This window comes from Serratia sp. X3 (genome assembly GCF_014982455.1).
In the GTDB taxonomy this organism is placed as follows: Bacteria; Pseudomonadota; Gammaproteobacteria; order Enterobacterales; family Enterobacteriaceae; genus Serratia; species Serratia ureilytica.
Genome location: NZ_JADCNB010000007.1, coordinates 1 through 25,791, shown reverse-complemented (window position 1 = coordinate 25,791; position 25,791 = coordinate 1). Strand labels below are relative to the sequence as shown.

Here is a 25,791-nt window from a genome sequence, read left to right as displayed (position 1 = left end):
CCTGCGACGGGAGCGGAACGGCGCCGTTCATCCGAAAAAACTGCGGGCAGCCTCGTCGCCCGGTCAACCCTGTATGAAGGAGTCATCCCATGACGCAGAAAATAGTGATTGCCGGTTCCGGTTTTGCCGGTTTTTGGGCCGCCGTGTCCGCCATGCGCGCCATTACCCTTGCCGGTAAGCATGACGATATCGAGGTGCTGATGATTTCGCCGACGCCAACGGTCACCATCCGGCCACGCCTGTATGAAGCGGTGCTGGAAAACATGAACCCCGACATTTCCGCGCAGCTCACCGCCGTCGGTGCGCGGCACCTGGCCGGGACGGTGGAACGTATCGACGCCGCCGCCAAAACGCTCAGGGTGGCGCCGGCGGTGGGGGAACCCCTTGAGTTGGTCTACGATCGTTTGGTGTGGGCCACCGGCAGTCGGCTTTCCGTGCCTGCGGTGCCGGGCTTTGCCGAATACGGTTTCAACGTCGATACGCTGGAAAGCGCACAGCGCTTGGGCGCTCATATCAAAGCGCTGGCGGCCAAACCGTCAACGCCGGCGCGCAACACCGCCGTGGTGGTGGGAGCGGGGCTGACCGGGCTGGAGAGCGCCGCGGAGATGCCGCAGCGGCTGCGCGATGCGCTGGGGCAAAACGAGAATGTGCGCGTGGTGATCGTCGATAGCGCCCCGGAAGTGGGTGCAGGAATGGGCGCGGAGCCGGGGACGGTGATTCGCCAGGCGCTGGCGGAGTGCGGCGTGGAAGCGCGAGCCGGCCTGCGCGTTTCGGCTATCGATGCCGAGGGGGTGATGCTGTCGAACGGTGAGCGTATCGCCGCCAACACGGTGATCCTGGCGGCAGGCGTGCGTGCGCATCCGCTGACCGAGCAAATCCCCGGCGAACGTGACGCTAATGGCCGAGTGATCGGCGACGCCTTCCTGCGCGCGCCGGCGGCGGCGGGCATTTTCGTGACCGGCGATACGGTGAAAGCGGCGACCGACGATCTCGGTAACCACAATCTGATGACCTGCCAGCATGCGATGAGCCTCGGCCGCGTCGCCGGTCACAATGCGGCGGCGGAGTTGGTGGGGTTGCCGACGCACACGTATAGCCAGCCGAAGTATGTGACCTGTCTGGATCTTGGCCCCTGGGGCGCGCTGTATACCGAAGGCTGGCAGCGCCAGGTGCGCTTTACCCGTCAGGAAGGCAAAAAGATTAAACAGGAGATTAACACGCAGTGGATTTACCCACCGGCGGCGGACCGCGAGGCGTTGTTCGCCGTCGCCAATCCGGATTTCGTGATTGTGCCTTAAAAGATAAAAACGGGAGCGGCAACGCTCCCGTCGTCATTTCCCCAGCGGCAGAAACGAGCGTTCCGGCACCACGGTTTTCATCACCAGCGTGGAGCTCAGGCGCTGCACGCCCGGCAGGGCGGAGAGCTTCTCGTCGTAAAGCTGCTGAAAGGCGGGCAGATCGCGGGCGATAACGTGCAGCAGATAGTCGGGATCGCCAAACAGCCGCTGCGCTTGCACCACCTGCGGAATGTCCACCATGGCGTTTTCGAAGGTTTCGACGGCGCGGCGATCGCCTTCGCGCATGGTGACGAACACCAGGGCGGAAAAGTTATAGCCCAGGCTGCCGGGATCGAGCTGGGCGCGGTAACCCCTGATCACTCCAGACTCCTCTAATGCCCGCACCCGGCGGTGGCAGGGGGATACGCTCAAACCGATCCGCTCGGCCAACTCGGTCACCGACAAACGGCCGTCAGCCTGCAATTCAGCAAGAATCTTGCGATCAATCTTGTCCATTTGGAAAAATTTCCCCGTTTATGCCGATTTCAGGCAAGTAATTGAAAGCACATTTTAACGCCTTGAGGATATTCTTGCCATCTGTTGAACGGTTTTGACGGCCGCCGCGGCAGGCGGGGGCCGTACTTATTCTACGAGGAAAACGCGATGGTTCTCTGTTCGGTGCGGCGCTGTGCGTTTAAGAGGGCGCCGGCATGACGCTCGCTCTGTTCGCCGCTTTTTGGGCGGTGTCGATTCTGTTGGTGATCACGCCGGGGATGGATTGGGCTTACGTGATCTCGGCGGGCATTCGCGGCCGGGTGGTGGTGCCCGCCGTCGCCGGTTTGTTGTTCGGCCACCTGCTGATGATTGCGATCGTGGTGGCGGGCGTCGGCGCGTTGCTGGTCGGCAATCCGCTGGCGCTGACGGCGCTCACCTTGCTGGGGGCGGCTTACCTGCTGTGGATCGGTTTCAATATGCTGCTGCATCCGCCGGTGCCGGGCGCCGGTGAGGATCAGCGTTCCGATTCCTGGCTGCGCTGGGCCGGCAAGGGCGTGTGCGTCAGCGGCCTGAACCCCAAGGTGTTTCTGCTGTTTCTGGCGCTGTTGCCGCAGTTTACCGACGCCCGGGCCGAGTGGTCGGTGCCGATGCAGATGCTGGCGTTGGGCGCCGTGCATTTGATCAGCTGCGGCCTGGTGTATCTGCTGGTGGGATTCGGTTCACAGTCCGTGCTGCGCACGCGCCCGCAGGCAGCGAAGGGGGTGGGGCGCATCTCCGGTGCGGCGATGATCGTCATCGCGCTCGGGCTGCTGGCCGAGCAGGCGCTGAAATAGCCTTACCGTCGGTAGATGTCCGGCCGGGCGATCTGCCAGACAAAGTCGGGGTGGTTGATGGCCGAATAGCCCACTTTCTCATAGAGCCAGGGGGCGGTGCTGGTGACCAGCATGACTCGCCTCAGCTTCGCCATCAGCGGATGGGCCTGGCAGCATTCCGCCAGCCACAGACCCAGCCCGCTTTTTTGATGCGTCTCCAGCACGTACACGTCGCACAGATAGCCGAAAGTGGCGTAATCGGTGACCAGCCGGGCGAAACCGATCTGCCTGGCCTCGTGATATAAACCGAAGCACAGGCTGTGGGTGAGGGACTGGCGGACGGTTTCTTTATCGATTCCCTCGGCCCATGAGGAACGGGTCAGAAAAGCGTGGATGGCATCGAGATCCAGCAGGGCGGGATCGGTGCTGACGAGATAGTCCGCACGCCGCCAGACAAGTGGGGAAGGTATGGTCATGCTATTCCTTTTCTTTTCGTTAACGCATCGCTACTGGCGGTGGACCAAACCGGTGATTAAATCCAGCGCGTCGTCCGCCGCCGCGACTTCACTTTCGCTGAGCGCCTGCCGCTCGATGAAGCTCTCGATAGCTTCCAGCAGAGAGAAGACGCTGATTTCATCCCCTATTTTCACGACTTCGCATACGCCGCGCCCAATTGCCTGGCAGATCGCCTCATCAAATTCAAATGGCTTGTTGTTCATCTCTCCCCCGACGGCATTTGGGATTATGACGACCATGTTACCGGTTTTTACACGGCGGCGGTCTGACGAAAATCCCATTTCTTTTCGTTGCTGCAGAATGGCTCACGATCGCGTGCGTTGGCGAAATTCTGATTTCCTTACGGCGGTCAGATTTCCCTTGAGACCGCCTGAGCGGCGCGGTATTGTCGCCAAATGACGACAATACCGCCTCATTGTCCGCATAAAAAATTTATGACGTTATCATCCCTTCATCCCGCTGCCGTGCGGGATTTTTTTATGAGGTTTTTCTCAAAGTGCGGAGAACCTCGACGCGATCGCTTGCCATGCTCTGAGAATAATCCTAGCTTGAAATAGTCATTTAGGGTTAGCAATCCCTCATGACCTCCTTGTAATACTTGATGCACCAGAACGTTTTCTCCCCCCGCTTAGGCGGGGGTTTTTAATGGGGTGCATCGGCAGAGGCCTTCAACGTAAAGAACCGACAGAGTTCGTGGCGATAATCGGTTTACGCATCAAGGGACAGGACAATGAAAAATGATCTGGCGGCGGCGATCGCCATCGGCTGTGTGTTGTTGTTCGCATTGGCGGTCGGTTCGCCGCTCTCCATCAGTGCCTCGCTGTAATCTTCTGCGGCCCCGTCCGGGGCCGTTCACCGACTCTGACGCGGCGTCTGCGGATTTTTGCGCCGATCGCCTGCCCGCGCGATAAATTCAGCCAAATCGCTGTTGATGTATGGCGAACTTTGAGTACTCTGAGTGCTTTGCACACCCCCACGTGCGCCGTTCTATCTATGCTTTAATCAGGCCCATCACAGGAATCGCCATGCCCGCCCGTCAAATCTCGAGGAGCCCGCTCTGATGCTGGAGATGCTATTACAGTGGTACCGCCGCCGTTTCACCGATCCACAGGCTATCGCGTTGCTGGTGATCCTGGTCGCCGGCTTCCTCATTCTCTATTTTCTGCACGGCATTCTGACCCCGCTGCTGGTCGCCATCGTGCTGGCGTATCTGCTGGAGTGGCCGACCGCGCGCCTGCAGCGCATCGGCTGTTCGCGCACCTGGGCGGCGAGCATCATGCTGCTGGTGTTCGCGGGCGTCGCCATGCTGCTGGTGTTCGTCGTCGCGCCGACCGCCTGGCAGCAGGGCATCAATCTGATGAGCGATCTGCCGGGCATGCTCAACCAGTTCTATAACTTTGCCGCGACGCTGCCGAAGCGTTATCCGGCGCTGGTGGATGCCGGCATCATCGACATGATGGCGGAAAATCTGCGCAGCCGGCTGTCCGGCATGGGTGAATCGGTGGTGAAATTCTCGCTGGCGTCGCTGGTCGGCCTGTTGACGCTGGCTATCTACCTGATCCTGGTGCCGATGATGATGTTCTTCCTGTTGAAAGACAAAGAGCAGCTGCTGAACGCGGTGCGCCGCGTGTTGCCGCGCAATCGCGGTCTGGCGGGGCAGGTCTGGAACGAGATGAATCAGCAGATCACCAACTATATTCGCGGCAAGGTGCTGGAGATGGTGATTGTCGGCGTGGCGACCTACCTGGTGTTCGCCGTGCTGGACATGCGCTACTCGCTGCTGTTGGCGGTGCTGGTAGGTTTTTCGGTGCTGATCCCCTATATCGGCGCGGTGCTGGTCACCATACCGGTGGTGGTGGTGGCGCTGTTTCAGTGGGGCGTCGGCGCCGATTTCTGGACGCTGATCGTCGCCTATCTGGTGGTGCAGGGGCTGGACGGCAACCTGTTGGTGCCGATCCTGTTCTCCGAGGCGGTCAACCTGCATCCGCTGGTGATTATCCTGTCGGTGATTGTGTTCGGCGGCATGTGGGGCTTCTGGGGCGTGTTTTTCGCCATACCGCTGGCGACGCTGGTGAAGGCGGTGATTCACGCCTGGCCGGATGAACTGCGGGTCGAGGTGGAGGACAAGGCCGGCTGACGGAAGGAGACGAAGCGCAGCAGGCCGCTGCGCTTCGTGAGAATTACTGCTGCAGGTAGTTCAGAACGATGTCGTGGTGATTGGTGGTTTTGAAATCATCAAACACTTTTTCAATCTTGCCTTTGGCGTCGATCAGGAAGCTGATGCGGTGAATGCCGTCATAGGTCTTGCCCATGAAGGTTTTCTCGCCCCACACGCCAAACTGTTGCGATACCTGATGGTCTTCATCAGACAACAGCGTGAAGTTGAGCAGCTCCTTTTCAGCGAAGCGCGACAGTTTTTCCGGTTTGTCGGTGCTGATGCCCAGCACTTCGACGCCGGCCTTTTTCAATTCGTCCATGTTGTCCCGCAGGCCGCAGGCTTGCACGGTGCAGCCCGGCGTCATCGCCTTCGGATAGAAATAAACCAATACTCGCTGTCCCTGGAAGTCGGCCAAATTAATTTCCTCACCGTCCTGGTCAGGCAAACTAAATTTCGGCGCTGTGTCACCGGCTTTCAATGGGCTCATCACTACTCTCCATCTTTCTCATCATGCTGTGGATAGTTCACCACGCTAATACTGCCTTGCGCGTTCAATTCTGTACATAGGCGATGGAAGGCTTGCTCAATATTTGAGGCGTCCCGATCGCCGGAACTGTGGGCGGTGATTTGAATATACAGCTGCGGCGGCAGGTCGCCGTCCGCCGGCTGCGTGCGTGAGACCAGCTCGGCGATATTCATCTGGCTGGAGTCGAACAGATCGGTAAAACGTTCGATGATGTGCGGCGAGTCCTTCACCTCGACCTGAACCCACACGGTGGCCGGCATCGGCGGCCTTTCATGCGAGTTTGTGCGCTTCATCACGATCAGCAGCTCCAGCTCCGCGCCTTTTTGCGGCAGGGTGGATTCGATCAGGGTGATGGCGTTCCAGCTGCCGGACAGCAGCATGATGAACGTGAACTCCTCTCCCAGCATGGCCAGACGGCTATCTTCGATATTGCATCCGCAACTGCTGACGTGGCGGGTGATGGTATTGACGATTCCGGGGCGGTCGGCGCCGAGCGCGGTAATCACGAGATAGTGTTCGTCTGACTGAGGCAAAATGGCGCTTCCTGTCGTGCTTAATGGGGTTACCATGGTAAACATAAAAAAAACCGCCTGCCAAGCGCTTACAACGCGGTTGTGCGCTTGCTTTTGGATAGGCAGCAAAAGTACCATGAGTGACTTGTTTGTGGAGGGGACGGCCAATGTTTACGGGAAGTATTGTTGCACTGGTTACGCCGATGGACGACAAAGGTGCTGTCGATCGCGCGAGCCTGAAAAAATTGATCGATTATCATGTAGCCAGTGGCACCGCGGCGATCGTTTCCGTAGGGACCACCGGCGAGTCCGCAACGCTTGCCCATGACGAGCACGTTGACGTGGTGCTGCAGACGCTGGAGCTGGCCGACGGCCGCATTCCGGTGATCGCCGGCACCGGCGCCAACGCTACCGCCGAAGCCATCGCGCTCACCACCCGCTTCGCCAACACCGGCGTGGTGGGTTGTTTGACGGTGACGCCGTACTACAATAAGCCGACGCAGGAAGGGCTGTATCAGCACTTCAAGGCGATCGCCGAGAGCACCGAGCTGCCGCAGATCCTGTATAACGTGCCTTCGCGCACCGGCTGCGACATGCTGCCGCCGACCATCGCTCGGCTGGCGAAAATCAAGAATATTGTTGCTGTAAAAGAAGCGACGGGGAACTTAAGTCGCGTTAGTCAGATCCAAGTGCTGGTTGACGATGAAGACTTCATTTTGCTGAGCGGCGACGACGCCAGCGGGTTGGACTTCATGCAACTGGGCGGCAAAGGGGTGATTTCCGTGACGGCCAACGTGGCTGCGCGCGAGATGGCGGAACTTTGTGCGCTGGCGGCGCAGGGCAAATTCGCCGAAGCGCGCCGCTTAAATCAGCGCTTGATGCCGTTGCATCAGGATCTATTTGTAGAAGCAAACCCAATTCCGGTGAAGTGGGCCTGTAAGGCGTTGGGATTGATGGCAACCGATACGCTGCGTCTGCCGATGACGCCGTTGAGCGAAACCGCCCGCCCGGTGGTGGAGCGCGCGCTGAAAAGCGTCGGTTTGCTGTAACTCTAAGGGAAATTTGATGGCTTATTCATTGCAAAAGTCGACGGTAGCAAAAGTAGTGGGCATCTCTTTGGTGATGATGCTGGCGGCCTGCAGCAGCGATCAGCGCTACAAGCGCCAGGTCAGCGGCGACGAGGCTTACCTCGACGCGGCTCCGCTCAAGGCGCTGAACGCGCCGTCCGGCATGATCCTGCCGGTGCAGAGCGGCAACTATGACGTGCCCGCCACGACGCTGCAAGGCAACGTCGGCAAGCAACTGGACATTCGTCCGCCGGTGCAGCCGTTGGCGCTGCTGAGCGGTTCTCGCGCGCAATACGCCGGCGACAGCGGCACGCTGCTGCTGGAAAACAGCCCGCAGAACCAAAACCTGTGGTCGCGCGTCGTCAGCCTGCTGCAGGCGAAGAACATCGCGATCGCTTCCCGCCAGGACGCCGGTCAGACCCTGACCACCGACTGGGTGAAGTGGAACCGTCTGGACGAAGACAACCAGTACGAAGGCCGTTATCAGATCAGCGTGCAGCAACAAGGCTACCAGCAGGCGCTGGTGGTGAAAAGCGTTGGCCTGCAGCAGCAGGGCAAGACCGAACAGGTCACCGATCAGTCTGAGATCCAGCGTTACAACGGCATGATGATCAACACCCTGATCGAAGGTCTGGACAAGCAGGACAACCTGGCGAGCAGCCAGACCGCCAGCCGCTTCGGCGCGCTGGACGTGCAGAGCGGCGCCGATGATACCGGCCTGCCGATGTTGGTCGTGCGCGGCCCGTACACCGTGGTGTGGGATCGCCTGCCGCCGGCGCTCGAAAAACTGGGGATGAAAGTGGGTGACCGCAGCCGTCCGCAGGGCACCGTCGCCGTGACCTACAAGTCCCTGAGCAGCAGCGATTGGGATGCGTTGGGCGTCAAGGATCCTGAGCTGGCGGAAGGGGATTACAAGCTGCAGGTCGGCGATCTCAACAACCGCACCAGCCTGCAATTCATCGATCCGAAAGGCAAACCGCTCACCCAGTCGAAAAACGACGCACTGGTGGCGGCATTCCAGTCTGCCTTCAGTAAAACCAGCGTTAAATAACCAAAAAGGGGCTTCGGCCCCTTTTTGTTTTGTCTATACGGTATCGTTTGCGTCGCAGGTTTGGCACAATAGTGCCCGGCACGCCAAAGAATTCATTAGGTCAATTCTATACCCCCTAATTTCGGGCCGCGCTCGGGAGACAACGGGGATACATCACTGGAGTAAGTAAGATGCAAAAGCTAGCTGAGCTGTATCGCGGAAAGGCAAAAACCGTTTACACCACCGAGAATCCCGATCTGTTGGTGTTGGAGTTCCGCAACGATACGTCAGCACTGGATGGTCAGCGCATTGAGCAGTTCGATCGCAAAGGCATGGTGAACAACAAGTTCAACCATTTCATCATGAGCAAACTGGAAGAAGCCGGCATCCCGACCCAGATGGAGCGTCTGCTGTCCGACAACGAAGTGCTGGTGAAGAAGCTGGATATGGTGCCGGTGGAATGCGTGATCCGCAACCGCGCCGCCGGTTCGCTGGTGAAGCGCCTGGGCATCGAAGAAGGTCTGGTGCTGAACCCGCCGCTGTTCGATCTGTTCCTGAAAAACGACGCCATGCACGATCCGATGGTCAACGAATCCTACTGCGAAACCTTCGGCTGGGTGAGCAAAGAGCATCTGGCGCGCATGCGTGAGCTGAGCTACCGCGCCAACGAAGTATTGACCAAGCTGTTCGACGACGCCGGCCTGATCCTGGTCGATTTCAAGCTGGAATTCGGCCTGTTCAACGGCGAAGTGGTGCTGGGCGATGAATTCTCGCCGGACGGCAGCCGTCTGTGGGACAAAAACACCCTGGACAAGATGGACAAAGACCGCTTCCGTCAAAGCCTGGGCGGCCTGATCGAAGCCTATGAAGAAGTGGCGCGCCGCATCGGCGTGAAGCTCGACTAAGCGTTGGCTCCGCCATTCGGGGCGATCCGGCCGGATCGTCCCGCTGTTCTGCATTTTTCCAGAAAATTTCTACATTTCCTCCGCGGCAGACCATTTATAATGATGGATGCGAGATGACTAAAACCTATCCCACTCAGGCTTGAAGCTGCCTTTGCGCTTACCAACGCGCGGCATCTTCAACGAGCAGGGGAAATATCTGGAGTGTATTTATGCGTTGGCAAGGGCGTCGGGAAAGTGACAATGTTGAGGATCGTCGCGGGCAGTCTTCAGGTTTGGGCGGCGGCGGCGGCGGTTTCCGCGTGCCGGTGGGTGGCAAGGGCGGCATCGTCATTCTGGTGGTGGTGCTGGTGGCCGGTTATTACGGCATCGATCTGTCGCCGCTGTTGAACGGCGGTAATGTCGCTCCTCAGGGTCAACAACAGAGCGCCAACATCAGTCCGAAAGACGATGAGCTGGCCAAATTCACTTCGGTGGTGCTGGCCTCGACCGAAGATAACTGGAAAGAGATTTTCCAGCGCATGGGCAAAACCTACCAACCGCCGAAGCTGGTGATGTATCGCGGCGTAACGCGCACCAGCTGCGGCACCGGTCAGGCGGCGATGGGGCCGTTCTACTGCCCGGGCGACAGAACGGTGTATATCGATCTGTCTTTCTATCAGGACATGAAGACCAAGCTGGGCGCCGGCGGTGATTTCGCTCAGGCCTATGTGGTGGCGCACGAAGTCGGCCACCATGTGCAGAACTTGCTGGGCATCGAGCCGAAGGTACGCCAGATGCAGCAGGGCGCCAGCCAGGCGGAAGTGAACCGCCTGTCGGTGAAAATGGAGCTGCAGGCGGACTGCTTTGCCGGCGTATGGGGCAAATATGCCGAGAAGCAGCAGATGCTGGAAGAGGGCGACCTGCAGGCGGCGCTGAATGCCGCACAGGCGATTGGCGACGATAGGTTGCAGCAACAGAGCCAGGGGCGCGTCGTGCCGGACAGCTTTACCCACGGCACTTCACAGCAGCGCTACACCTGGTTTAAACAGGGCTTCGACAGCGGCGATCCCAATACCTGCAACACCTTCGCATCCCGTTAACACCTTAAGTGCCGGAGCCTGACTCCGGCATTTTTTTCGAATTGAGATACAGCCTTATGCTACAGGCAGCGCAACAACTCATGCGGCGGCAGGGCATCCGGCGCCTGCTGGTGCTCAGCGGCGAACCCGAGTGGTGCCGCGAACAGGCGCAGCGGCTGGCGGCGACGCTGCCGGGCGATTGGCCGTGGGTAGGGGGAAATCCGCCGCCCGGCCAGGCGACGTTGGCGAGCGGCGCAGTGCGTCAATTGTTGGGGCAGGAGCGGCTGCACGCGGTGTTTGATGCCGGTCACTCGCTGGACGTAGAGGCGTTGGCGGCGCTGTGCGGCGCACTGCGCGCCGGCAGCTGGCTGCTGCTGTTGACGCCGCCCTGGCGGCAATGGCCTCAGCTGCCGGACGGCGACAGCCTGCGCTGGAGCGATTGTCCGCAGCCGATCACCACCCCGCATTTCATCCGCCATCTGCAGCAGCATCTGACCGACGACAGCGAAGTGACTGTCTGGCGGCAGGATGAGCCCCTGACGCTGGCCGCGCTGCCGGCGCGTGAAGGGTGGCAGCCGCCCGATGGCCGGCCGACCGAGGAACAACAGGCGATCTTGACGGCGCTGCTGCAGGCCGAGTCCGGCGTGTGGGTGCTGACCGCCGCCCGCGGCCGCGGCAAATCGACGCTGGCGGGCATGCTGGTGGCGCAGTCGCCGCTGATCTGCTGGATCACCGGGCCGAGCCGCGCCGCCACGGCGGTGGCCGGAGAATGGGCGCAGGGGCGCGCGCAGTTTTGGGCGCCCGATGCCTTGTTGGCGCAGTGCCGGGAAGGTGACGTCAGCGCCGTGGGGTGGCTGCTGGTGGATGAGGCGGCGGCGATCCCCGCGCCGCTGTTGCAGCAGTTGATCGGCTATTTCCCGCGCGTGTTGCTGACCACCACGGTGCAGGGCTATGAAGGCACCGGCCGCGGTTTTCTGCTGAAGTTTTGCGCCGGGCTGCCGGCCTATCAGGCGCTGAGCCTGCAGCAGCCGATGCGTTGGGCGCAGGGGGATGCGCTGGAACGGATAACGGACAATGCGCTGTTGTTCAACGAGCTGCCCGCCTGGCCGGCGGATGGCCAGGCGATCGATTACAGCCAGGCGGAACAACGCGAGCTGTGCGCCGATCCGCAGCGGCTGGCGCGTTTCTACGCCCTGCTGAGCAGCGCGCATTACCGCACCTCACCGCTGGATTTACGCCGGCTGATGGATGCGCCCGGCATGCATTTCGGGCTGGCGCAGGCCGGTTTGGAGGTGGTCGGCGCCGTGTGGCTGGTGGAAGAGGGCGGATTGAGCGCCGAGTTGGCGCACGACGTGTGGGCCGGCCGCCGTCGGCCACGCGGCAATCTGGTGGCGCAGTCGTTGGCGGCGCATGGTGGCCAATGGTGGGCGCCGACGCTGCGGTCTCGGCGCATTACCCGCATTGCAACGCTGCCGGCATTGCGGCGGCGGGGTATCGCGCGCCAGTTGATCGAGCGGCAACGCCGCCAGGCGCAGGGGCTGGACTTCCTGTCGGTCAGCTTCGGCTATACCGAGCCGCTGTGGCGCTTTTGGCAATCCTGCGGTTTCGAGCTGGTGCGCATCGGCAGCAAACCGGAGGCCAGCAGCGGCTGCTATACCGCGATGGCGATCTTGCCCCTGAGCGAGCAAGGAGAGGCGCTGCGGCACGCGGCGCACAAGCATCTGGCGCGCGACTGGCCCTGGCTGCGGCAGCGTATCGAGCTTACGCTGGCGATCCCGGGCGACGATGGCGATACGTCGCTCGGCGAAGAGGACTGGCGCGAGCTGGCCGGGTTCGCTTTCGCGCATCGGCCGCTGGAGGCCAGTCTGGGGGCGTTGCAGCGGTTGCTGTTGGCCAGCAGTCTGCCGCTGCCCGCACTGCGCGGCCATCTGCAGCGGCGGCACTCTCCCGCGGAGTGCGCAGAGCGGGCGGGCGTCAGCGGCCAGAAAGCCTTGCTGCGCCACTGGCGGCACGAAACGGCGCAGGCGCTGGAACAGCTGAATGCGCAGCACTGCCGCTACTGGCGCGACTGGGCGCAGTCATTGCAATAAATTGAAGAACTTGCTCAATAAAACCCGATTTTCCCGATTTCTCAGCGGCGTATAGTGGCTGTCAGCGGTGCGGCGACAACTGTCGCTGCGTCAGGTTTGGTTACTATTAAGGAGTCATCGATGAAACATGAGCATTTCGTTGTCCAAAGCCCGGCGACCCCGGCGGCGCAGCTGATCTTGCTGTTTCACGGTGTCGGCGACAACCCGGTGGCGATGGGGGAGATCGGCCGCTATTTCGCCAAAGAGTTTCCCCAGGCGCAGGTGGTCAGCATCGGTGGCCCCGCAGCGTTTGGCAACGGCGCCGGCCGCCAGTGGTTTTCGGTGCAGGACGTGACCGAAGAGAACCGCGTGGCCCGCATCGCAGACGTAATGCCGCAGTTTGTGGCCGTGGTGCGCCATTGGCAGCAGCTGAGCGGCGTTGGCTATGCCGGCACAGCCCTGGTGGGGTTCTCGCAGGGAGCGATCATGGCACTGGAGGCGTTGAAGGCGGAAACCCGCCTCGCCGGGCGGGTGGTGGCGTTCAGCGGGCGTTTCGCCCAGTTGCCTGAGCAGGCGTTCGGCGACAGCGTGGTGCATTTGATCCACGGCGAAGAGGACGCGGTGATCGCGGTGCAGCACGCTCACGCGGCGGCGGAGGCGTTGCGGACCAACGGCGCCGATTTCACGCTGGACGTGGAACAGGACGTTGGGCATGCGATCAACCAGGGCATGATGAACGCCGCGCTGGAAAGGTTGCATTACTATGTGCCGCAGCGCTACTGGGACGAAGCCTTGTCCGGCAAGCGCGGCGAGCTGATCGCCTTCCGTTAAAAACTCAGGGCGCCGATGAGCGCCCTGATATCACTTTTTCTTCGGCCAGTCGTCTTCGTCATCCCACTGGGCGTTGTTGTCGCGATGCGGCGGTATCTCCGGCTTGTTGGCCAGATAGCTTTTGACGTCAACGCGGCGCAGTTCCTTGATGCCGCTGACGACCATACCCACCAGAACCAGCAGGATAATCCACCAGTAATCAGCTAACCATTGCATAGCTACTCCTTTCCTTTACTGCGTATAAAACGCGAAAAAATCGATGGCAGATGGCGTTCGAGCCATTCGGCACCGGCGACCTCCTTGTCTTGCCAGGCCGCCAGCAACAGCGCCGGCGTCAGCAAGTGTTCGGCTTCTTGCGCCAGCGGCCGGTAGCTCAGATGCCACGGCTCCACCGCCACGCCGCCGCAGTCTTCGGTGAAGGGGCGGTAGAAACCGAATTCGGCCATATGCGCCGTCAGCCACTGGTTAAGGGGCGCAAAGTAGCCGCCTTCCTCATATTCCCACGGTTCCAGCTGCAGCTTTTGCCCTTCCGGCAATAGCGACGGATCGTACACGTCCAGATCGCTGCCCCAGTGGTGGCGGCTGGCGCCCGGCAGAGCCGACCAGCGCAGGATCGCCTCACAGCGCTCGGCGGCGGACAGCGGCGAGACGTCGATCGGTTGACTGTCCTTATCTAATACTGGCCGCTGGCCGCAGAATTTGCCATTCCAGATAGCCAACTGCCGGTCAAAATCGCGGAAGGTGCTGGCGGGCTGGAGATCGAATCCCGCCGCACGCGCCGCCTGCTGCATCGCCAGGAACGCGTTGACGGCTTCCGGCTGCAGCCGATGGTTGCCGCTCAGCGGCGCCAGGTGCTCGGTCGAGCGGCCGGTGAGCATTTCTGCGTTGATCATGCGATCAATTGCTCCATGATGCGTTGATACATGCGGCTCAGCAGCTGCAGATCCGCGGCGTTGACGCATTCATTGACCTTGTGGATGGTGGCGTTGACCGGCCCCAGCTCCACCACCTGCGCGCCCATCTGCGCGATGAAGCGGCCGTCGGAGGTGCCGCCGGTGGTCAACAGCTGCGGCGTCAATTCAGAATAGTGCTCGACGGCGTTGACCACCGCATCCACCAGCGCGCCGCGCGAGGTGAGGAACGGCTGGCCGGACAGACGCCACTCGATGCTGTAATTCAGCTGATGGCGTTCCAGCAGCTCTTCCACGCGCTGCTTGATCATCGCGTCGGTCAGTTCGGTGCTGAAACGGAAGTTGAACTGCACGTAGAAATCGCCTGGGATCACGTTATTGCTGCCGGTGCCGGCCTGCACGTTGGCGATCTGCATGCTGGTCGGCGGGAAGAACTCGTTGCCGCGATCCCATTCGATCGCCACCAGTTCATTCAGCGCCGGCATGGCGCGGTGCACCGGATTGTCCGCCAGATGCGGGTAGGCGACGTGCCCTTGTACGCCATGGATATGCAGGTTGGCGGTGATCGAGCCGCGACGGCCATTTTTCACCACGTCGCCGACGCGCTCGGTGCTGGACGGCTCGCCGACCAGGCAGTAATCCAGCCGTTCGTTGCGCGCCATCAGCGCTTCAACCACTTTAACCGTGCCGTGAGTGGCGCTGGCCTCTTCATCTGAAGTGATCAGAAAAGCGAGGCGGCCCCGGTGATTCGGGTTGGCGGCGACAAAGCGTTCCGCCGCCACCACCATCGCGGCCAATGACCCTTTCATGTCCGCCGCGCCGCGGCCGTACAGCATGCCGTCGCGGATCGCCGGTTCAAACGGCGGGTTGTCCCAGCGTTTTTCATCGCCGGTCGGCACCACGTCGGTGTGCCCGGCAAACGCCAGGGTTTGCCCTTCGCCGCGCCAGGCCCAGAAGTTTTGAGTGTCTTCGAAGTCCATTGCTTCGACGGTGAAACCGATCGCCTGCAGGCGATCGATCATCAGCTGCTGGCAGCCTTCATCATTTGGGCTGAGGGAAGGGCGTTTGATCAGCTGCTGAGCCAGTTCGATAACCGGGCAAGTCATACGGTGACCTCGGCGATAAATTGCTGGTAAGCGTCGGCGTTGAAACCGAGCAGGGCGCGCCCGTTGCCGGCGTCCAGCAACGGGCGTTTGATGATCGCCGGCTGCGCCAGCATCAGCGCGATGGCGGCGTCGGCGTTATCACAGGCGTTGCGCTGCGCTTCATCCAGCTTGCGCCAGGTGGTGCCGCGGGTATTGAGCAGCGGCTCCCATCCCAGTTGCGCGACGAAACCGCGCAGCCGTTGTTCGTCCAGGCCGTCGGCGCGATAGTCGTGAAAATGATAGGCCACGCCCTGATCTTCCAGCCAGCGGCGGGCTTTTTTGATGGTGTCGCAGTTTTTGATGCCGTACATCGTCAGCGTTGTCTGTTGCGGTTTGTTTGCCATGGCGTAAAGCTACCTGTCTCGTCGAGTCGATACTGAGCGGCGGGGGCGGCCAGCGGCCCTCTCGCCGCCCGGCGATAGCAGAGATAATGCCAGTAAAGCGGCGACGAGATCCAGCAACGATGCGCCCGTAGTGCGATTGATGAGGCCGGCGACGTGGTTACACGGCTGCCTTCGCCGACGACGCTATTGAAAGGCGCCGGCGAAAGGCTCTGCCGTATGGACGGATCTGAGGGTGAGAGGGCTACTCTTTATTGATCCTTATGTTTAAACGATCGGTCAAACACCGTACGCGGGTAATATGCAAGAGCGGTTTTATCCGGCTGGCGCCGAGTTTTTTCATTATTCGCGACTTGTAATGATTGGCGGTTTTATTTCTGATATTCATGGCATTGCTGATGTCGGCCAGCGATTTTCCCGTCGACCATTCCGAGAGAAAATGCGATTCGCGCTGAGAGAGTTGCGGCGGCTCGGTATAGTGGCTGTAGCGCTTATATAAGTCGCCGATCAGGTGGCTGAAGCGGCTCAATGATATAAGGTTTGATAATATAATTGTCTTGCTGTCGACAATCACCATGTCATGCAGGCAGTCGGTGATAATGACTATTTTGTAGGTATTGGGGTTGGCATATTCATCGCGGTAGCGCGCTTCAAAATTGGCGATCGTGACATCGATAAAGCAGACCCTTTTGCGGCTAAAGCCGGCCGGCGCGCGTTTCTCCGCCCAGATTTGATTGATGAGCTGCCGGATGCCGATAGTGGTATAGGCACACTCGCTGAAAATATCGATTTTCATTTTATTATAATCCCTTAATTTCTATTTCCCGGTGAGGATTGATATCTTAAAACATAAAAAAAGAAACAATCTAAATAATTTCACATTGAACTTATTGGGCGCCGCAGGGTAAGAACGCTATCCTGCGGTGGACAAGCAGGAAAGCCCCATATACTAGCATGATTTATAAAGAGTAAATTTGGTTTTTAATCGAGCTGCCCAGTGAAGAAAGAGGGATAGAATAGAAATCCTCTATTAATACTCCGGTTATTAAAAGGAATTAACATAGAATGTGGCTATCAAAATAAAATATTCGATCGTTAATACCGATCATTTCTTGTGGAAGAGCGGATGTTAATAAATTAATAATTAAGATTTTTCTTGTTTTTTAGCGAGGGGCGTCGCTTATTTTTAATGCAGTTCAAAGAGTGTGCTGGGACAATCTCATGGCGCGCGCCAAATTAATGGCAAAGATAAATCTTAATCAAAAAAATGCGATGTTTTAAGCTGCGAGCGTTGTGCAAGTGGGGATGATTTATACGGGGGAACGGCATGAAAGAAGGCCGGATCGAAATTTTCGATAAGGTCACCTCGGAAATAGCGTCTTGTCTTGCAGACGGATTGGATCGCGTTAACGATGAATATGTCGGCTACGGCAATCGTCGGCCGTGGTGAAAGATCCTGACAGCGGCAGCAATTCTGCGGGGAATTTGCCGCCGTATTTTTATCAGCCGAACGTTGTGCGCGATTAACGCACGTAGCCCCCCTGTTGCAAACGCCGCAGAGCATCCCCCTCTGCGAACACCATGCCGGTGGTCAAATCATGAAAACCGTACTTTTTATAGAAAGACAGTTTTTCCGGCACCGAATAGATGAAAATCTTGCCGAGCGGCGCCAGATCTTGCATTACTCGGTCCATCAATCGGCGCCCCAATCCCTGCCCCTGAAAGCGCGGATCGATCGCCACGTCGGCCAGGTAAGCGACCGAGGTCAAATCACTGATGGCATGCGCGGTGGCGATCAGCTCATCGCCGATAAACCCCCAATAGCAAAACTGGCTGTGTTGGTAAACGCGTTGCAGCGTATGCGGATCGCGTTCGCCTAGCCCGGCGGCCTGCAGCAATTCACACAGCCGCCGCCAGTCGATGGCGCGGCGGTTCATATCGGTGATGATTTCCATCGTTTTCCTCTAATCAATATGATTGAGATCGGCGGCATAGTGCCGAATGGCGCGCTGATAGCCGCGGATGTCGGGGTCTGACGAGGTTTCCGCCAGCAACAACAACAGATCGGCCACGGCCCGTTTACCTTCACCCAGGTTGTACAGCGTCATGGCGCGAAACAGCATCAGCTCGTTGGCCTGCGGGAACTCAGCCAGGCCATCGTCGAAAGCGCGCAGCGAAGCCGGGTATTTCCCGAGGGCGCGGTAAGTGCTGCCGAGGCCCAGCCAGGCTTCACGGCGCTGGGCGGGCGGTAAATCGCGGCCCAACGCCGCGAGGTAGCAGGGAATCGCCTGTCGCTCCAAACCCTGAACGTCGTACAGGCAGGCCAGCTGAAAATGCAGCATCGCCGCTTCCGGCTCTGCCGCCAGTTGCCGTAACGCCAGCGCAGTGGCTTCCTGATAATGACCTTGCGCTTTCAACTGTGAGACGGACAAAGAGGTGGACATGATCGGCGCTCCATTGGCTTATTGTTATACCTTTTACACGCTATCGTGGAGAAATTGATATCACAAGGGAATAGCCGCACTGAACATTGATCAGATAAATACGAAAATGTGCGCTAACCCCGGTTTCCGGGCCCGGCATCGTTCCCGTTTCCCTTCACATGGTCAAAAAACAGGCGTAGAATCCGCTTCGTCAAATAATTGAGGTTGTAAAGTATTATGGTTGATCGTGAATTAGGAAACTGGAAAGACTTCATTGATGAGATGTTGGGCAACTGACACAGCGATGAAGCCGATGGCAAGGTTGAGTCATTGGAAAATAACTGAAACACCGTGGGAACGAAATATTCGTTCGAAAAAGCAGCATCGGTCATCCGACGCTGCTTTTTTTATGCGTCGCCGATCACTCTTCGGCGGGCGGTGTGGCGGCAGGATGCGCTTTACCGGGGAAGCGGCGGCGAACCAGCACGAAGAACAGCGGCACGAAGAAGATCGCCAGCAGGGTGGCGGAGATCATGCCGCCCATCACCCCGGTGCCGACCGCATGCTGGCTGCCGGAACCTGCGCCGCTGCTGGTGGCCATCGGCAGTACGCCGAAGATGAACGCCAGCGAGGTCATCAGGATCGGCCGCAGGCGCATGCGCGACGCGTCGAGCGTCGCCGACATCAGATCCTGCCCTTTCTGGTTCAGCTCATTGGCGAACTCGACGATCAGAATGGCGTTTTTCGCCGACAGCCCAATGATGGTCAGCAGGCCGACCTGGAAATAAACGTCGTTCTCCAGGCCGCGCAGCCAGGTGGCGGCGACCGCGCCGATCACCCCCAGCGGCACCACCAGCATCACCGAGAACGGAATTGACCAGCTCTCGTACAACGCCGCCAGACACAGGAACACCACCAGCAGCGAGATGGCGTACAGCGCCGGCGCCTGCGAGCCGGACAGCCGTTCCTGATAGGACATCGCCGTCCATTCCAGACCGAAGCCGGTCGGCAGCTGGCTGACCAGTTTCTCCATTTCCGCCATGGCGGTGCCGGTGCTGACGCCGTTGGCCGCTTCGCCGACGATCTCCAGCGCCGAGCTGCCGTTATAGCGTTCCAGCCGTGGCGAACCATACTCCCAGTGCGAGCTGGCGAAGGCCGAGAACGGCACCATGCCGCCCGTGCTGTTGCGCACATACCATTTGTTGATGTCATCCGGCAGCATGCGGAACGGCGCCGCAGCCTGCACGTAGACTTTTTTCACCCGACCGCGATCGACGAAGTCATTGACGTAGGTCGAGCCCCAGGCGGTAGAGAGCGTGCTGTTGATGTCGTCGATCGACACGCCCAACGCCTGAGCCTTGCGTTGATCGATATCGATTTGCAACTGCGGGCTGTCGTCCAGGCCGTTGTGGCGCACGCGCGACAACAGCGGATTTTGCCCGGCGAGCTGCAGCAATTGATCGCGCGCCGCCATCAGCTTGGCGTGGCCGAGGCCAGCGTGGTCTTCCAACTCCATATCGAAGCCGGAGGAGTTGCCGAGGCCGGTGATCGCCGGCGGACTGCTGGCGATTACCCGGGCTTCGTTAATCTTGCTGAATGCCTGAGTCGCGCGATCGATGATGTCGAATGAGCTGTTGGCGCCCGAGGCGCGCAGGTCCCAGTCTTTCAGCCGGACAAACAGGCGCGCCACGTTTTGGCCGTTGCCCCCCGGCCCGGAGCCAATGATGGCGAACACCGACAACACGTCCTGTTTCTCTTCGGTGAGGAAGTACTGCTCAACCTTCTCCACCACTTTGGACGTTTGCTGCAGGGTCGATCCCGCCGGCAGCTGCACCTGTACGGTGAAGATGCCGCGGTCTTCCTGCGGCAGGAACGAGGTCGGCAGCTTGATGAACAGCAGCGCCATGCCGCCGAGCAGCAGCAGATAAATCACCATATAGCGGCCGCTGGCGTGCAGGATGCGCCCCACGCCGCGCTCATAGCGATCGGCATTGCGGTTGAACATGCGGTTGAACCAGCCGAAGAAGCCGCGCTTGCCATGATGATGCCCCTTGGCGATCGGTTTAAGCAGCGTCGCGCACAGGGCCGGAGTCAGGATCATCGCCACCAGCACCGACAGCACCATGGCGGAGACGATGGTGATGGAGAACTGGCGATAGATGGCGCCGGTGGTGCCGCCGAAGAACGCCATCGGCACGAACACCGCCGACAGCACAAGAGCGATACCGACCAGCGCACTCTGGATCTGCCCCATGGATTTGCGCGTGGCCTCTCGCGGCGGCAAGCCTTCCTCGCTCATCACACGCTCGACGTTCTCCACTACCACGATAGCGTCGTCCACCAGCAGGCCGATCGCCAGCACCATGGCGAACATGGTGAGGGTGTTGATGCTGAAGCCGCAGGCGGAGAGGATGGCGAAAGTGCCCATTAGCACCACCGGCACGGCGATGGTGGGGATCAGGGTAGCGCGGAAGTTCTGCAGGAACAGGTACATGACCAGGAACACCAGCAGGATGGCCTCCAGCAGCGTTTTCACCACGTCCTTGATCGAGGCTTTGACGAACGGGGTGGTTTCATAGGCCACTTTGGCTTCCAGTCCGTGCGGGAAGTATTGCGACAGCTCGGCGATTTTGTCCTTCACCAACTGGTCGGTCTGCAGTTCGTTGGCGCCGGAAGCCAGCTTGATGTTCATGCCGGCGGCCTGCATGCCGTTGTAGCGGCTGAGGTAGTTGTAGTTCTCGCCGCCCAACTCAACGGTGGCGACGTTGCCCAGCGTCACCAGCGAACCGTCCTGATTGACCCGCAGGGTGATCTGGCGGAACTGTTCCGGCGTCTGGAGCTGCGACTGGGCGTTGATGGTGGCGTTCAGCGCCTGTTTATCGACCGACGGCGTGCCGCCCAACTGGCCGACCGCCACCTGGGCGTTCTGCGACTGAATGGCTTTGACCACGTCCTGGGTCGTGAGCTGATAGCTGTTGAGCTTGTTGGGATCGAGCCAGATGCGCATGGCGTACTGCGAGCCGTAGACGTCCATGCTGCCGACGCCGTTGATGCGGCTGAGCGGATCCTGCAGGTTGGAGACGATGTAATCGGCGATGTCCTGCTTGTCCATGCTGTTGTCGGTGGAGACGAACGCCACCATCATCAGCGTGGTATCGCCGGATTTCGAGACCGTGACCCCCTGATTCTGCACCGCCTGCGGCAGACGTTTGATCGCCGCCTGCAGCTGGTTTTGCACCTGCTGCATCGCTTCGTTGGGGTCGGTGCCGGCTTCGAACGTCAGCGTGACGGTCGCCTGGCCGGTATTGGTGCTTTGCGACGACATATACATCATGTTGTCGAGGCCGGTCATATTCTGTTCAATGATCTGCGTGACGGTGTTTTCCAGCGTTTGCGCCGAAGCGCCTGGATAAGTTGCGCTGATGCGCACGTTCGGCGGCGCCAAATTCGGGTATTGTTCTACCGGTAAAGAAAAAATCGCCAACGCCCCGGTCAGGCAAAGAATAATTGCCAGCACCCAGGCGAAAATCGGGCGATCAATAAAAAAATTGGCCATGCAGCGCGAACCTCGTTATGACTTGTTCTATCTTTAAAACGCATCAGAATTATGCATTTCAGCGGCAGGGAGGGATCCCGGCGCTATTGCACTGTACTCGGGAAAGCCGAGGAAAGCGTGGAGAAAAAAAGGAGATAGTGTAAATAACGGTAGCGTAAAACGGCGTTGGCGCTTGTTTGCCGACAACGAGACGCGATTAAGACATTTTTATGACTGTCGAAGGCCTTGCGCGCCTTTTTCGCGCGCACGGAACCGGAAATAAACAGGACTCACCTTACAGCAGGAGCTTGGCATGGGAATTAACCCGGTATTTGCCCGTCGGCTTTATTTGTGCTGGCTGATCAGCCACAGTGAGCGGCCCAATGTGCCGCGGTTGATGGCGCTGACCGGTTGGCCGCGCCGCACGTTGCAGGATGTGCTGAAGGCGCTGCCCGGCATGGGCGTCGAGCTGCAGTTCGTGCAGCAGGGCGTGCGCAACAACGACGGTTTCTATCAGCTGGAAAGCTGGGGGCCGTTCAACAAGAGCTGGGTGCACCAGCACCATCAGGCGCTGCTCAGCGCCATCGAGTAAGCTGCCCCGGCGCAGCGGCCGGGGCTGACGTTCATTGGCTTTTATGCTCCAGGTACATCACCGTCGCCGCCACGCGAGAACGCACGTCCAATTTGCGCAGTATGTTGCGGATGTGCACCTTCACGGTTTCTTCAGAGATATGCAGCTGCGCCGCTACCTGTTTGTTGGACAGGCCGCGCGCCACCTCTTGCAAGACATCCAGCTCACGTTCGGTCAAGGCGGCAAAGGGATCGCGCTGCTCGCCGCGCGCCAGCAAATAGTCGGCCATGGCGTCGCTGATCACGTTCTGCCCCTCGGCGGCGGCGCCGATGTGCTCCAGCAGCAGTTCCGGCTCGCTGTCTTTCAGCAGGTAGCCGTCGGCGCCGGCGTCGATCAGCGCATACAGATCGCTGCGCGCGTCGGAGACCGTCAGCACGATGATGCGCGCGTCCACGCCTTCGTCGCGCAGGGCCCGCAGCGTGTCCAGCCCGGACATGCCCTTCATGTTCAGATCCAACAAGATCACGTCCGGGGCGTGCTGCAGCGCCAGCGCAACCGCCTCGCTGCCGTTGCCGGCCTCCGCCACCACGCTAAATCGCGCATCCAGTCCCAGCAGTTGTTTGATGCCGCGCCGCATCAACGGATGATCGTCAACGATCATGACTCGGTATTGCTTCATCACCATGAAATATGCTCCCTGTAGCAAGTAAAGCCACTCAAACGCGCCCTGCGGCGTGCTTCACAGTGGGACTGTCTCTTCAAAAATAGCGGCAATCAGCGCCGTAAACCTCCCCGGACGGCCTTCCGCCCGGCGGCAACCGTAACGCAGAATGAACAGCCGCAAGGTCAGGGCGAGAATGTCAGGCAAACCGCCGTGCCGCCGCCGCTTCTGCGCTGAATGTGCAGCGTTCCTCCCAATCGCGCCGCGCGTTCGCTCATGATGGTCAAACCATAATGCCCTTCCGGTTCCTCCAGACTGGCGATGCCGCAACCGTCGTCGGTAATGCTGAAAACGTTGTCGCCTGCGGCGTTGACCTCGCAACACACCGTAATCTCGTCCGCCCCGGCGTGCTTGACGGCATTGAGCACCGCCTCGCGCACGATCTGCAGTGCGTGCACCTGCTGCTGGGCGTTGAGCGCCTGCGAAGACAGCCGACAGTGTAACTGAATCCGCGCGGGGGTTAGCGCTTTTAATGGCTGCAACAGCTGCTCCAGCGCGGCGTTCAGATCCGCCTCCTGAATGTTGAGACGGAAGGTGGCCAGCAGCTCTCTCAACTGGCGATAGGCATCGGCCAGCGTGCGATCGAAATCGTCGATAATGGTCTGCGCCGCCGGATCGGCGGCGCTGCGTCGCAGCAGCGTCAGTTGGATGCGCAGGAACGACAGCGTCTGCGCCAGCGAATCGTGCAGCTCGCGGGCGATGGTCGCACGCTCTTCCATCAACAGCAGATATTGGTGCTGCTTTTGCGCCCGGTTGAAGTAGACGCCGCGGCCCAACATATTGGCCAGGCTCTGCATCAGGTGAGGATGCGGCGGGTGTGCCTCGGGCTGCCAGCGCAACTCGCCCAGCGGCTTGTCGCCCTGGGTGATCGGCAGTGCGTTCCAGGCCTGCGTCGGCGCCGCTTCCCCTTCGCTCAGCCGCCACTGGCCCTGGCCGTCCGCTACGTTCAGCTGGATGCAGCGCAGCCGTTCGCTTTGGCGCACGATGCGCAGCACATTTTCGAACGCCTGCTGATCGAGCTGGCGCACGCTCAGCGCCTGCGAGCAGCGATACAGCACCTCAAGCGTTTCATTGGCCTGCTGCAGACGTTGGGTTTTTTCCTGTACCTTCAGCTCCAGCGACTGATAGAGCCGGGCCAGTTCGTCCGACATGGCGCTGAAGGTTTGCGATAGCACGCCGAGCTCGTTCGGCAACGTCACGTCCAACTGCGGGTGGCGAAAATCCCCTTGTTGCACGCGCTGGCTGGCGTCGACCAGATGCTGCAGCGGGGTGACCACCTGGCGACGCATAAAACGAATGCAAAACAGCACCAGACCGATGATGGCGGCGTAACCCAGCACGCTGACGGCGGCCACCAGGGTCAGTTTCAATTCGGAATAGCGCTGCAGGGCGGACACGAAATGGTCAACGCGATTGACGTGGCCGGCGACCTCCGCCCGATAGGCGATCGCTTGCCCGTTGCGGATCTGCCGCTCCATCGTTTGCCACGCCTGTTGCAGCGCCAGGTAATGGTTGCGCACCTCGGCCGGTACGTAGAAGCGCGCCAGTTTTTGCAGCGCCGGCGCCTGCAATGACTGCCGGTATTGCTGCAGGTGCAGCTCCAGTTCTGGGCTCTGCTGGTCGAGATCGAAGGCCAACCGGTAGCTTTGCATGCGCAGCGAACCGGCGATATTGATCGCTTCGGCATCGCTCTGGCTGCCGGCGACGGTGGTCAACGCCAACCCGGTGGCGAGCACCGACAGTATCACGATGCCGAACAGCGCTTTGGCCAGGCTGCCGGTCACGGAACGTTTAACAAGCAATCAAGGATCCTTCTCTCAGGTAGGGCGCGTCGCCAGTTTCATTCGAAAGCAAAACTATAACTTTTGCAACTAAAATGCACCGCGATTTGTATCAAGTTGTCAACAAAACGGGAACAATTGTGGTTGTGTAATCAAATGAATAGCGAAACGCCCGTCGATTTTCAGCGGCGGGCCGGTTTCCTCTGACGATTTGTCTTTGGGGGGCGAATCGCACTGGGTTTTATGCAATCTTATGTGCCTGAGCGCGACTTATTTTTCATTATTTTAAGCAATGCTAAGTCCCGGCTTGTCCGACGGGGCGCGGTGTGATTTTTGTTGCAAATCGTCTGCCGCGGCGCGGCCTAATCGCGGTATGATCTTCACGTTGTCACGCAAGGGAAAAGGGTTATGTCGTCGAAAATTGAGAATGTGAAGAAAGAGCTGCTGTCGGACAACTGGTATGTGCTGCACAAGTACACGTTCGATCTGAAACGCAAAAACGGCGGTTCGGTGCAACAGGTGCGCGAGGTCTACGATCGCGGCAACGGCGCCACCATTTTGCTGTATAACCGCGCCAAGGGCACGGTGGTGCTGACCAACCAGTTCCGCATGCCGACCTACGTCAATGGCAACGAGAGCGGCATGCTGCTCGAGGCCTGCGCCGGCTTGCTGGACGCCGACTCTCCGGAGCAGTGCGCGCGCCGCGAAGCGGTGGAGGAGACCGGTTTTCAGGTCAGCGAGGTGAAGAAAATCTTCGAAGCCTACATGTCGCCGGGTGGCGTGACCGAAATCGTGCACTTCTTTATCGCCGAATACCATGACGATGAGCGGCGCGCGGCCGGCGGCGGCATTGAAGATGAAGATATTGAGGTGATCGAACTGCCGTTTCGCGACGCGGTGGCGATGATCGCCGATGGCCGGATTAAAGACGGCAAAACCATCATGCTACTGCAGTATTTGCAGATTCATCGGGTGATGGAATAAAAAAAGCCGGTCATGATGACCGGCTTTTTTATCGGCTTGCGCCCGGCGGCTTACTTCAGCAGCGCCTGCGCCTTGGCCACCACGTTGTCCACGGTGAAGCCGAACTCGGCGAACAGCTGCTCC

27 protein-coding genes and 1 pseudogene are annotated in these 25,791 nt (G+C 59.7%); 12 read left to right on the top strand and 16 right to left on the bottom strand.

Annotated elements, in window-relative coordinates; translation table 11 throughout:
- Window positions 1–89 precede the first annotated feature (89 nt).
- Window positions 90–1,298 carry an NAD(P)/FAD-dependent oxidoreductase gene (locus IMX17_RS20905; RefSeq protein WP_182265507.1) on the top strand — a complete coding sequence of 403 codons (1,209 nt, stop codon included), beginning with the start codon at window positions 90–92 and terminating at the stop codon, window positions 1,296–1,298.
- A gap of 33 nt (window positions 1,299–1,331) precedes the next feature.
- Here the strand turns inward: IMX17_RS20905 and IMX17_RS20900 are convergent, their stop codons facing one another.
- Window positions 1,332–1,793: an Lrp/AsnC family transcriptional regulator gene (locus IMX17_RS20900; RefSeq protein WP_004941672.1), complete on the bottom strand. Its 462-nt coding sequence runs from the start codon at window positions 1,791–1,793 to the stop codon at window positions 1,332–1,334.
- Between the two features lie 194 nt (window positions 1,794–1,987).
- Here IMX17_RS20900 and IMX17_RS20895 point away from each other — a divergent pair, with 194 nt between their 5' ends.
- Complete coding sequence (locus IMX17_RS20895) at window positions 1,988–2,605, top strand: LysE family translocator (protein WP_033651530.1); 618 nt, start codon at window positions 1,988–1,990, stop codon at window positions 2,603–2,605.
- Window positions 2,606–2,607: 2 nt separating this feature from the next.
- On the opposite strand, the gene IMX17_RS20890 is transcribed toward IMX17_RS20895, so the two are convergent.
- Both IMX17_RS20890 and IMX17_RS20885 read right to left on the bottom strand, forming a co-directional pair.
- On the bottom strand, window positions 2,608–3,060 hold the full coding sequence (locus tag IMX17_RS20890) for a GNAT family N-acetyltransferase (RefSeq protein WP_046897411.1): 453 nt from the start codon (window positions 3,058–3,060) through the stop codon (window positions 2,608–2,610).
- Between the two features lie 30 nt (window positions 3,061–3,090).
- A complete protein-coding gene (locus tag IMX17_RS20885) occupies window positions 3,091–3,381 on the bottom strand; it encodes a hypothetical protein (RefSeq protein WP_227414659.1) in 291 nt (96 codons plus the stop codon).
- A gap of 779 nt (window positions 3,382–4,160) precedes the next feature.
- On the opposite strand from IMX17_RS20885, the gene IMX17_RS20880 reads away from it, so the two are divergent.
- Window positions 4,161–5,237: an AI-2E family transporter gene (locus tag IMX17_RS20880; protein WP_033644006.1), complete on the top strand. Its 1,077-nt coding sequence runs from the start codon at window positions 4,161–4,163 to the stop codon at window positions 5,235–5,237.
- A 43-nt stretch (window positions 5,238–5,280) separates the two neighbouring features.
- Here the strand turns inward: IMX17_RS20880 and bcp are convergent, their stop codons facing one another.
- Entirely contained in the window at window positions 5,281–5,745 is a 465-nt protein-coding gene (bcp, locus tag IMX17_RS20875) for a thioredoxin-dependent thiol peroxidase (RefSeq protein WP_033635500.1), read from the bottom strand.
- A gap of 2 nt (window positions 5,746–5,747) precedes the next feature.
- The gene (locus IMX17_RS20870) at window positions 5,748–6,353 is read right to left on the bottom strand and encodes a glycine cleavage system transcriptional repressor (RefSeq protein WP_369795937.1); all 606 of its coding nucleotides are present in this window, start codon (window positions 6,351–6,353) and stop codon (window positions 5,748–5,750) included.
- A gap of 110 nt (window positions 6,354–6,463) precedes the next feature.
- Between IMX17_RS20870 and dapA the strand changes: the two genes are divergently transcribed.
- The 6 genes from dapA (at window position 6,464) to ypfH (ending at window position 13,256) form a co-directional block, all read left to right on the top strand.
- Window positions 6,464–7,345: a 4-hydroxy-tetrahydrodipicolinate synthase gene (dapA, locus tag IMX17_RS20865; RefSeq protein WP_033644005.1), complete on the top strand. Its 882-nt coding sequence runs from the start codon at window positions 6,464–6,466 to the stop codon at window positions 7,343–7,345.
- A 16-nt stretch (window positions 7,346–7,361) separates the two neighbouring features.
- Window positions 7,362–8,414 carry an outer membrane protein assembly factor BamC gene (gene bamC, locus IMX17_RS20860; protein WP_033644004.1) on the top strand — a complete coding sequence of 351 codons (1,053 nt, stop codon included), beginning with the start codon at window positions 7,362–7,364 and terminating at the stop codon, window positions 8,412–8,414.
- 170 nt (window positions 8,415–8,584) lie between these two features.
- Window positions 8,585–9,298, top strand: coding sequence for a phosphoribosylaminoimidazolesuccinocarboxamide synthase (gene purC / locus IMX17_RS20855; protein WP_033644003.1), 714 nt, complete (start codon window positions 8,585–8,587; stop codon window positions 9,296–9,298).
- A gap of 209 nt (window positions 9,299–9,507) precedes the next feature.
- Window positions 9,508–10,377 (top strand): neutral zinc metallopeptidase, encoded by an 870-nt coding sequence (locus IMX17_RS20850; protein WP_033632407.1) that lies wholly within the window; start codon window positions 9,508–9,510, stop codon window positions 10,375–10,377.
- 56 nt (window positions 10,378–10,433) lie between these two features.
- Window positions 10,434–12,446: a tRNA(Met) cytidine acetyltransferase TmcA gene (locus tag IMX17_RS20845; protein ID WP_193550182.1), complete on the top strand. Its 2,013-nt coding sequence runs from the start codon at window positions 10,434–10,436 to the stop codon at window positions 12,444–12,446.
- Window positions 12,447–12,566: 120 nt separating this feature from the next.
- The gene (gene ypfH, locus IMX17_RS20840) at window positions 12,567–13,256 is read left to right on the top strand and encodes an esterase (protein ID WP_046897415.1); all 690 of its coding nucleotides are present in this window, start codon (window positions 12,567–12,569) and stop codon (window positions 13,254–13,256) included.
- A 30-nt stretch (window positions 13,257–13,286) separates the two neighbouring features.
- Here ypfH and IMX17_RS20835 read toward each other — a convergent pair whose 3' ends face one another.
- From IMX17_RS20835 to IMX17_RS20805, 7 genes are all read right to left on the bottom strand, one after another.
- Window positions 13,287–13,472: a YpfN family protein gene (locus IMX17_RS20835; RefSeq protein WP_004941720.1), complete on the bottom strand. Its 186-nt coding sequence runs from the start codon at window positions 13,470–13,472 to the stop codon at window positions 13,287–13,289.
- Between the two features lie 2 nt (window positions 13,473–13,474).
- The gene (locus IMX17_RS20830) at window positions 13,475–14,149 is read right to left on the bottom strand and encodes a M15 family metallopeptidase (RefSeq protein ID WP_046897416.1); all 675 of its coding nucleotides are present in this window, start codon (window positions 14,147–14,149) and stop codon (window positions 13,475–13,477) included.
- The gene (gene dapE / locus IMX17_RS20825) at window positions 14,146–15,273 is read right to left on the bottom strand and encodes a succinyl-diaminopimelate desuccinylase (protein ID WP_033651525.1); all 1,128 of its coding nucleotides are present in this window, start codon (window positions 15,271–15,273) and stop codon (window positions 14,146–14,148) included. The genes IMX17_RS20830 and dapE overlap by 4 nt, the downstream gene beginning before the upstream one ends.
- Window positions 15,270–15,656: an ArsC family reductase gene (locus tag IMX17_RS20820; RefSeq protein ID WP_193550181.1), complete on the bottom strand. Its 387-nt coding sequence runs from the start codon at window positions 15,654–15,656 to the stop codon at window positions 15,270–15,272. Before IMX17_RS20820 ends, dapE begins: the two co-directional genes overlap by 4 nt.
- 241 nt (window positions 15,657–15,897) lie before the next feature.
- Window positions 15,898–16,449 (bottom strand): LuxR C-terminal-related transcriptional regulator, encoded by a 552-nt coding sequence (locus tag IMX17_RS20815; protein ID WP_046897417.1) that lies wholly within the window; start codon window positions 16,447–16,449, stop codon window positions 15,898–15,900.
- A gap of 727 nt (window positions 16,450–17,176) precedes the next feature.
- Window positions 17,177–17,608, bottom strand: coding sequence for a GNAT family N-acetyltransferase (locus tag IMX17_RS20810; protein ID WP_046897418.1), 432 nt, complete (start codon window positions 17,606–17,608; stop codon window positions 17,177–17,179).
- 9 nt (window positions 17,609–17,617) lie between these two features.
- Window positions 17,618–18,097, bottom strand: a complete 480-nt coding sequence (locus IMX17_RS20805) for a tetratricopeptide repeat protein (RefSeq protein WP_046897419.1) — start codon at window positions 18,095–18,097, stop codon at window positions 17,618–17,620.
- A gap of 216 nt (window positions 18,098–18,313) precedes the next feature.
- Between IMX17_RS20805 and ypfM the strand changes: the two genes are divergently transcribed.
- Entirely contained in the window at window positions 18,314–18,373 is a 60-nt protein-coding gene (gene ypfM / locus IMX17_RS20800) for a protein YpfM (RefSeq protein ID WP_100396732.1), read from the top strand.
- Between the two features lie 124 nt (window positions 18,374–18,497).
- On the opposite strand, the gene acrD is transcribed toward ypfM, so the two are convergent.
- Window positions 18,498–21,632 (bottom strand): multidrug efflux RND transporter permease AcrD, encoded by a 3,135-nt coding sequence (gene acrD, locus IMX17_RS20795; protein ID WP_033643993.1) that lies wholly within the window; start codon window positions 21,630–21,632, stop codon window positions 18,498–18,500.
- A 292-nt stretch (window positions 21,633–21,924) separates the two neighbouring features.
- Here acrD and IMX17_RS20790 point away from each other — a divergent pair, with 292 nt between their 5' ends.
- The gene (locus IMX17_RS20790) at window positions 21,925–22,203 is read left to right on the top strand and encodes a helix-turn-helix domain-containing protein (RefSeq protein WP_004941750.1); all 279 of its coding nucleotides are present in this window, start codon (window positions 21,925–21,927) and stop codon (window positions 22,201–22,203) included.
- A gap of 31 nt (window positions 22,204–22,234) precedes the next feature.
- Here the strand turns inward: IMX17_RS20790 and IMX17_RS20785 are convergent, their stop codons facing one another.
- Window positions 22,235–22,867, bottom strand: coding sequence for a response regulator (locus IMX17_RS20785; RefSeq protein WP_074055480.1), 633 nt, complete (start codon window positions 22,865–22,867; stop codon window positions 22,235–22,237).
- Window positions 22,868–23,028: 161 nt separating this feature from the next.
- Entirely contained in the window at window positions 23,029–24,705 is a 1,677-nt protein-coding gene (narQ, locus tag IMX17_RS20780) for a nitrate/nitrite two-component system sensor histidine kinase NarQ (RefSeq protein ID WP_046897421.1), read from the bottom strand.
- Between the two features lie 387 nt (window positions 24,706–25,092).
- Here narQ and nudK point away from each other — a divergent pair, with 387 nt between their 5' ends.
- Entirely contained in the window at window positions 25,093–25,668 is a 576-nt protein-coding gene (gene nudK, locus IMX17_RS20775) for a GDP-mannose pyrophosphatase NudK (RefSeq protein WP_033643990.1), read from the top strand.
- Between the two features lie 50 nt (window positions 25,669–25,718).
- Here nudK and IMX17_RS25480 read toward each other — a convergent pair.
- Window positions 25,719–25,791: pseudogene (locus IMX17_RS25480) on the bottom strand (transketolase); the annotation flags it as partial.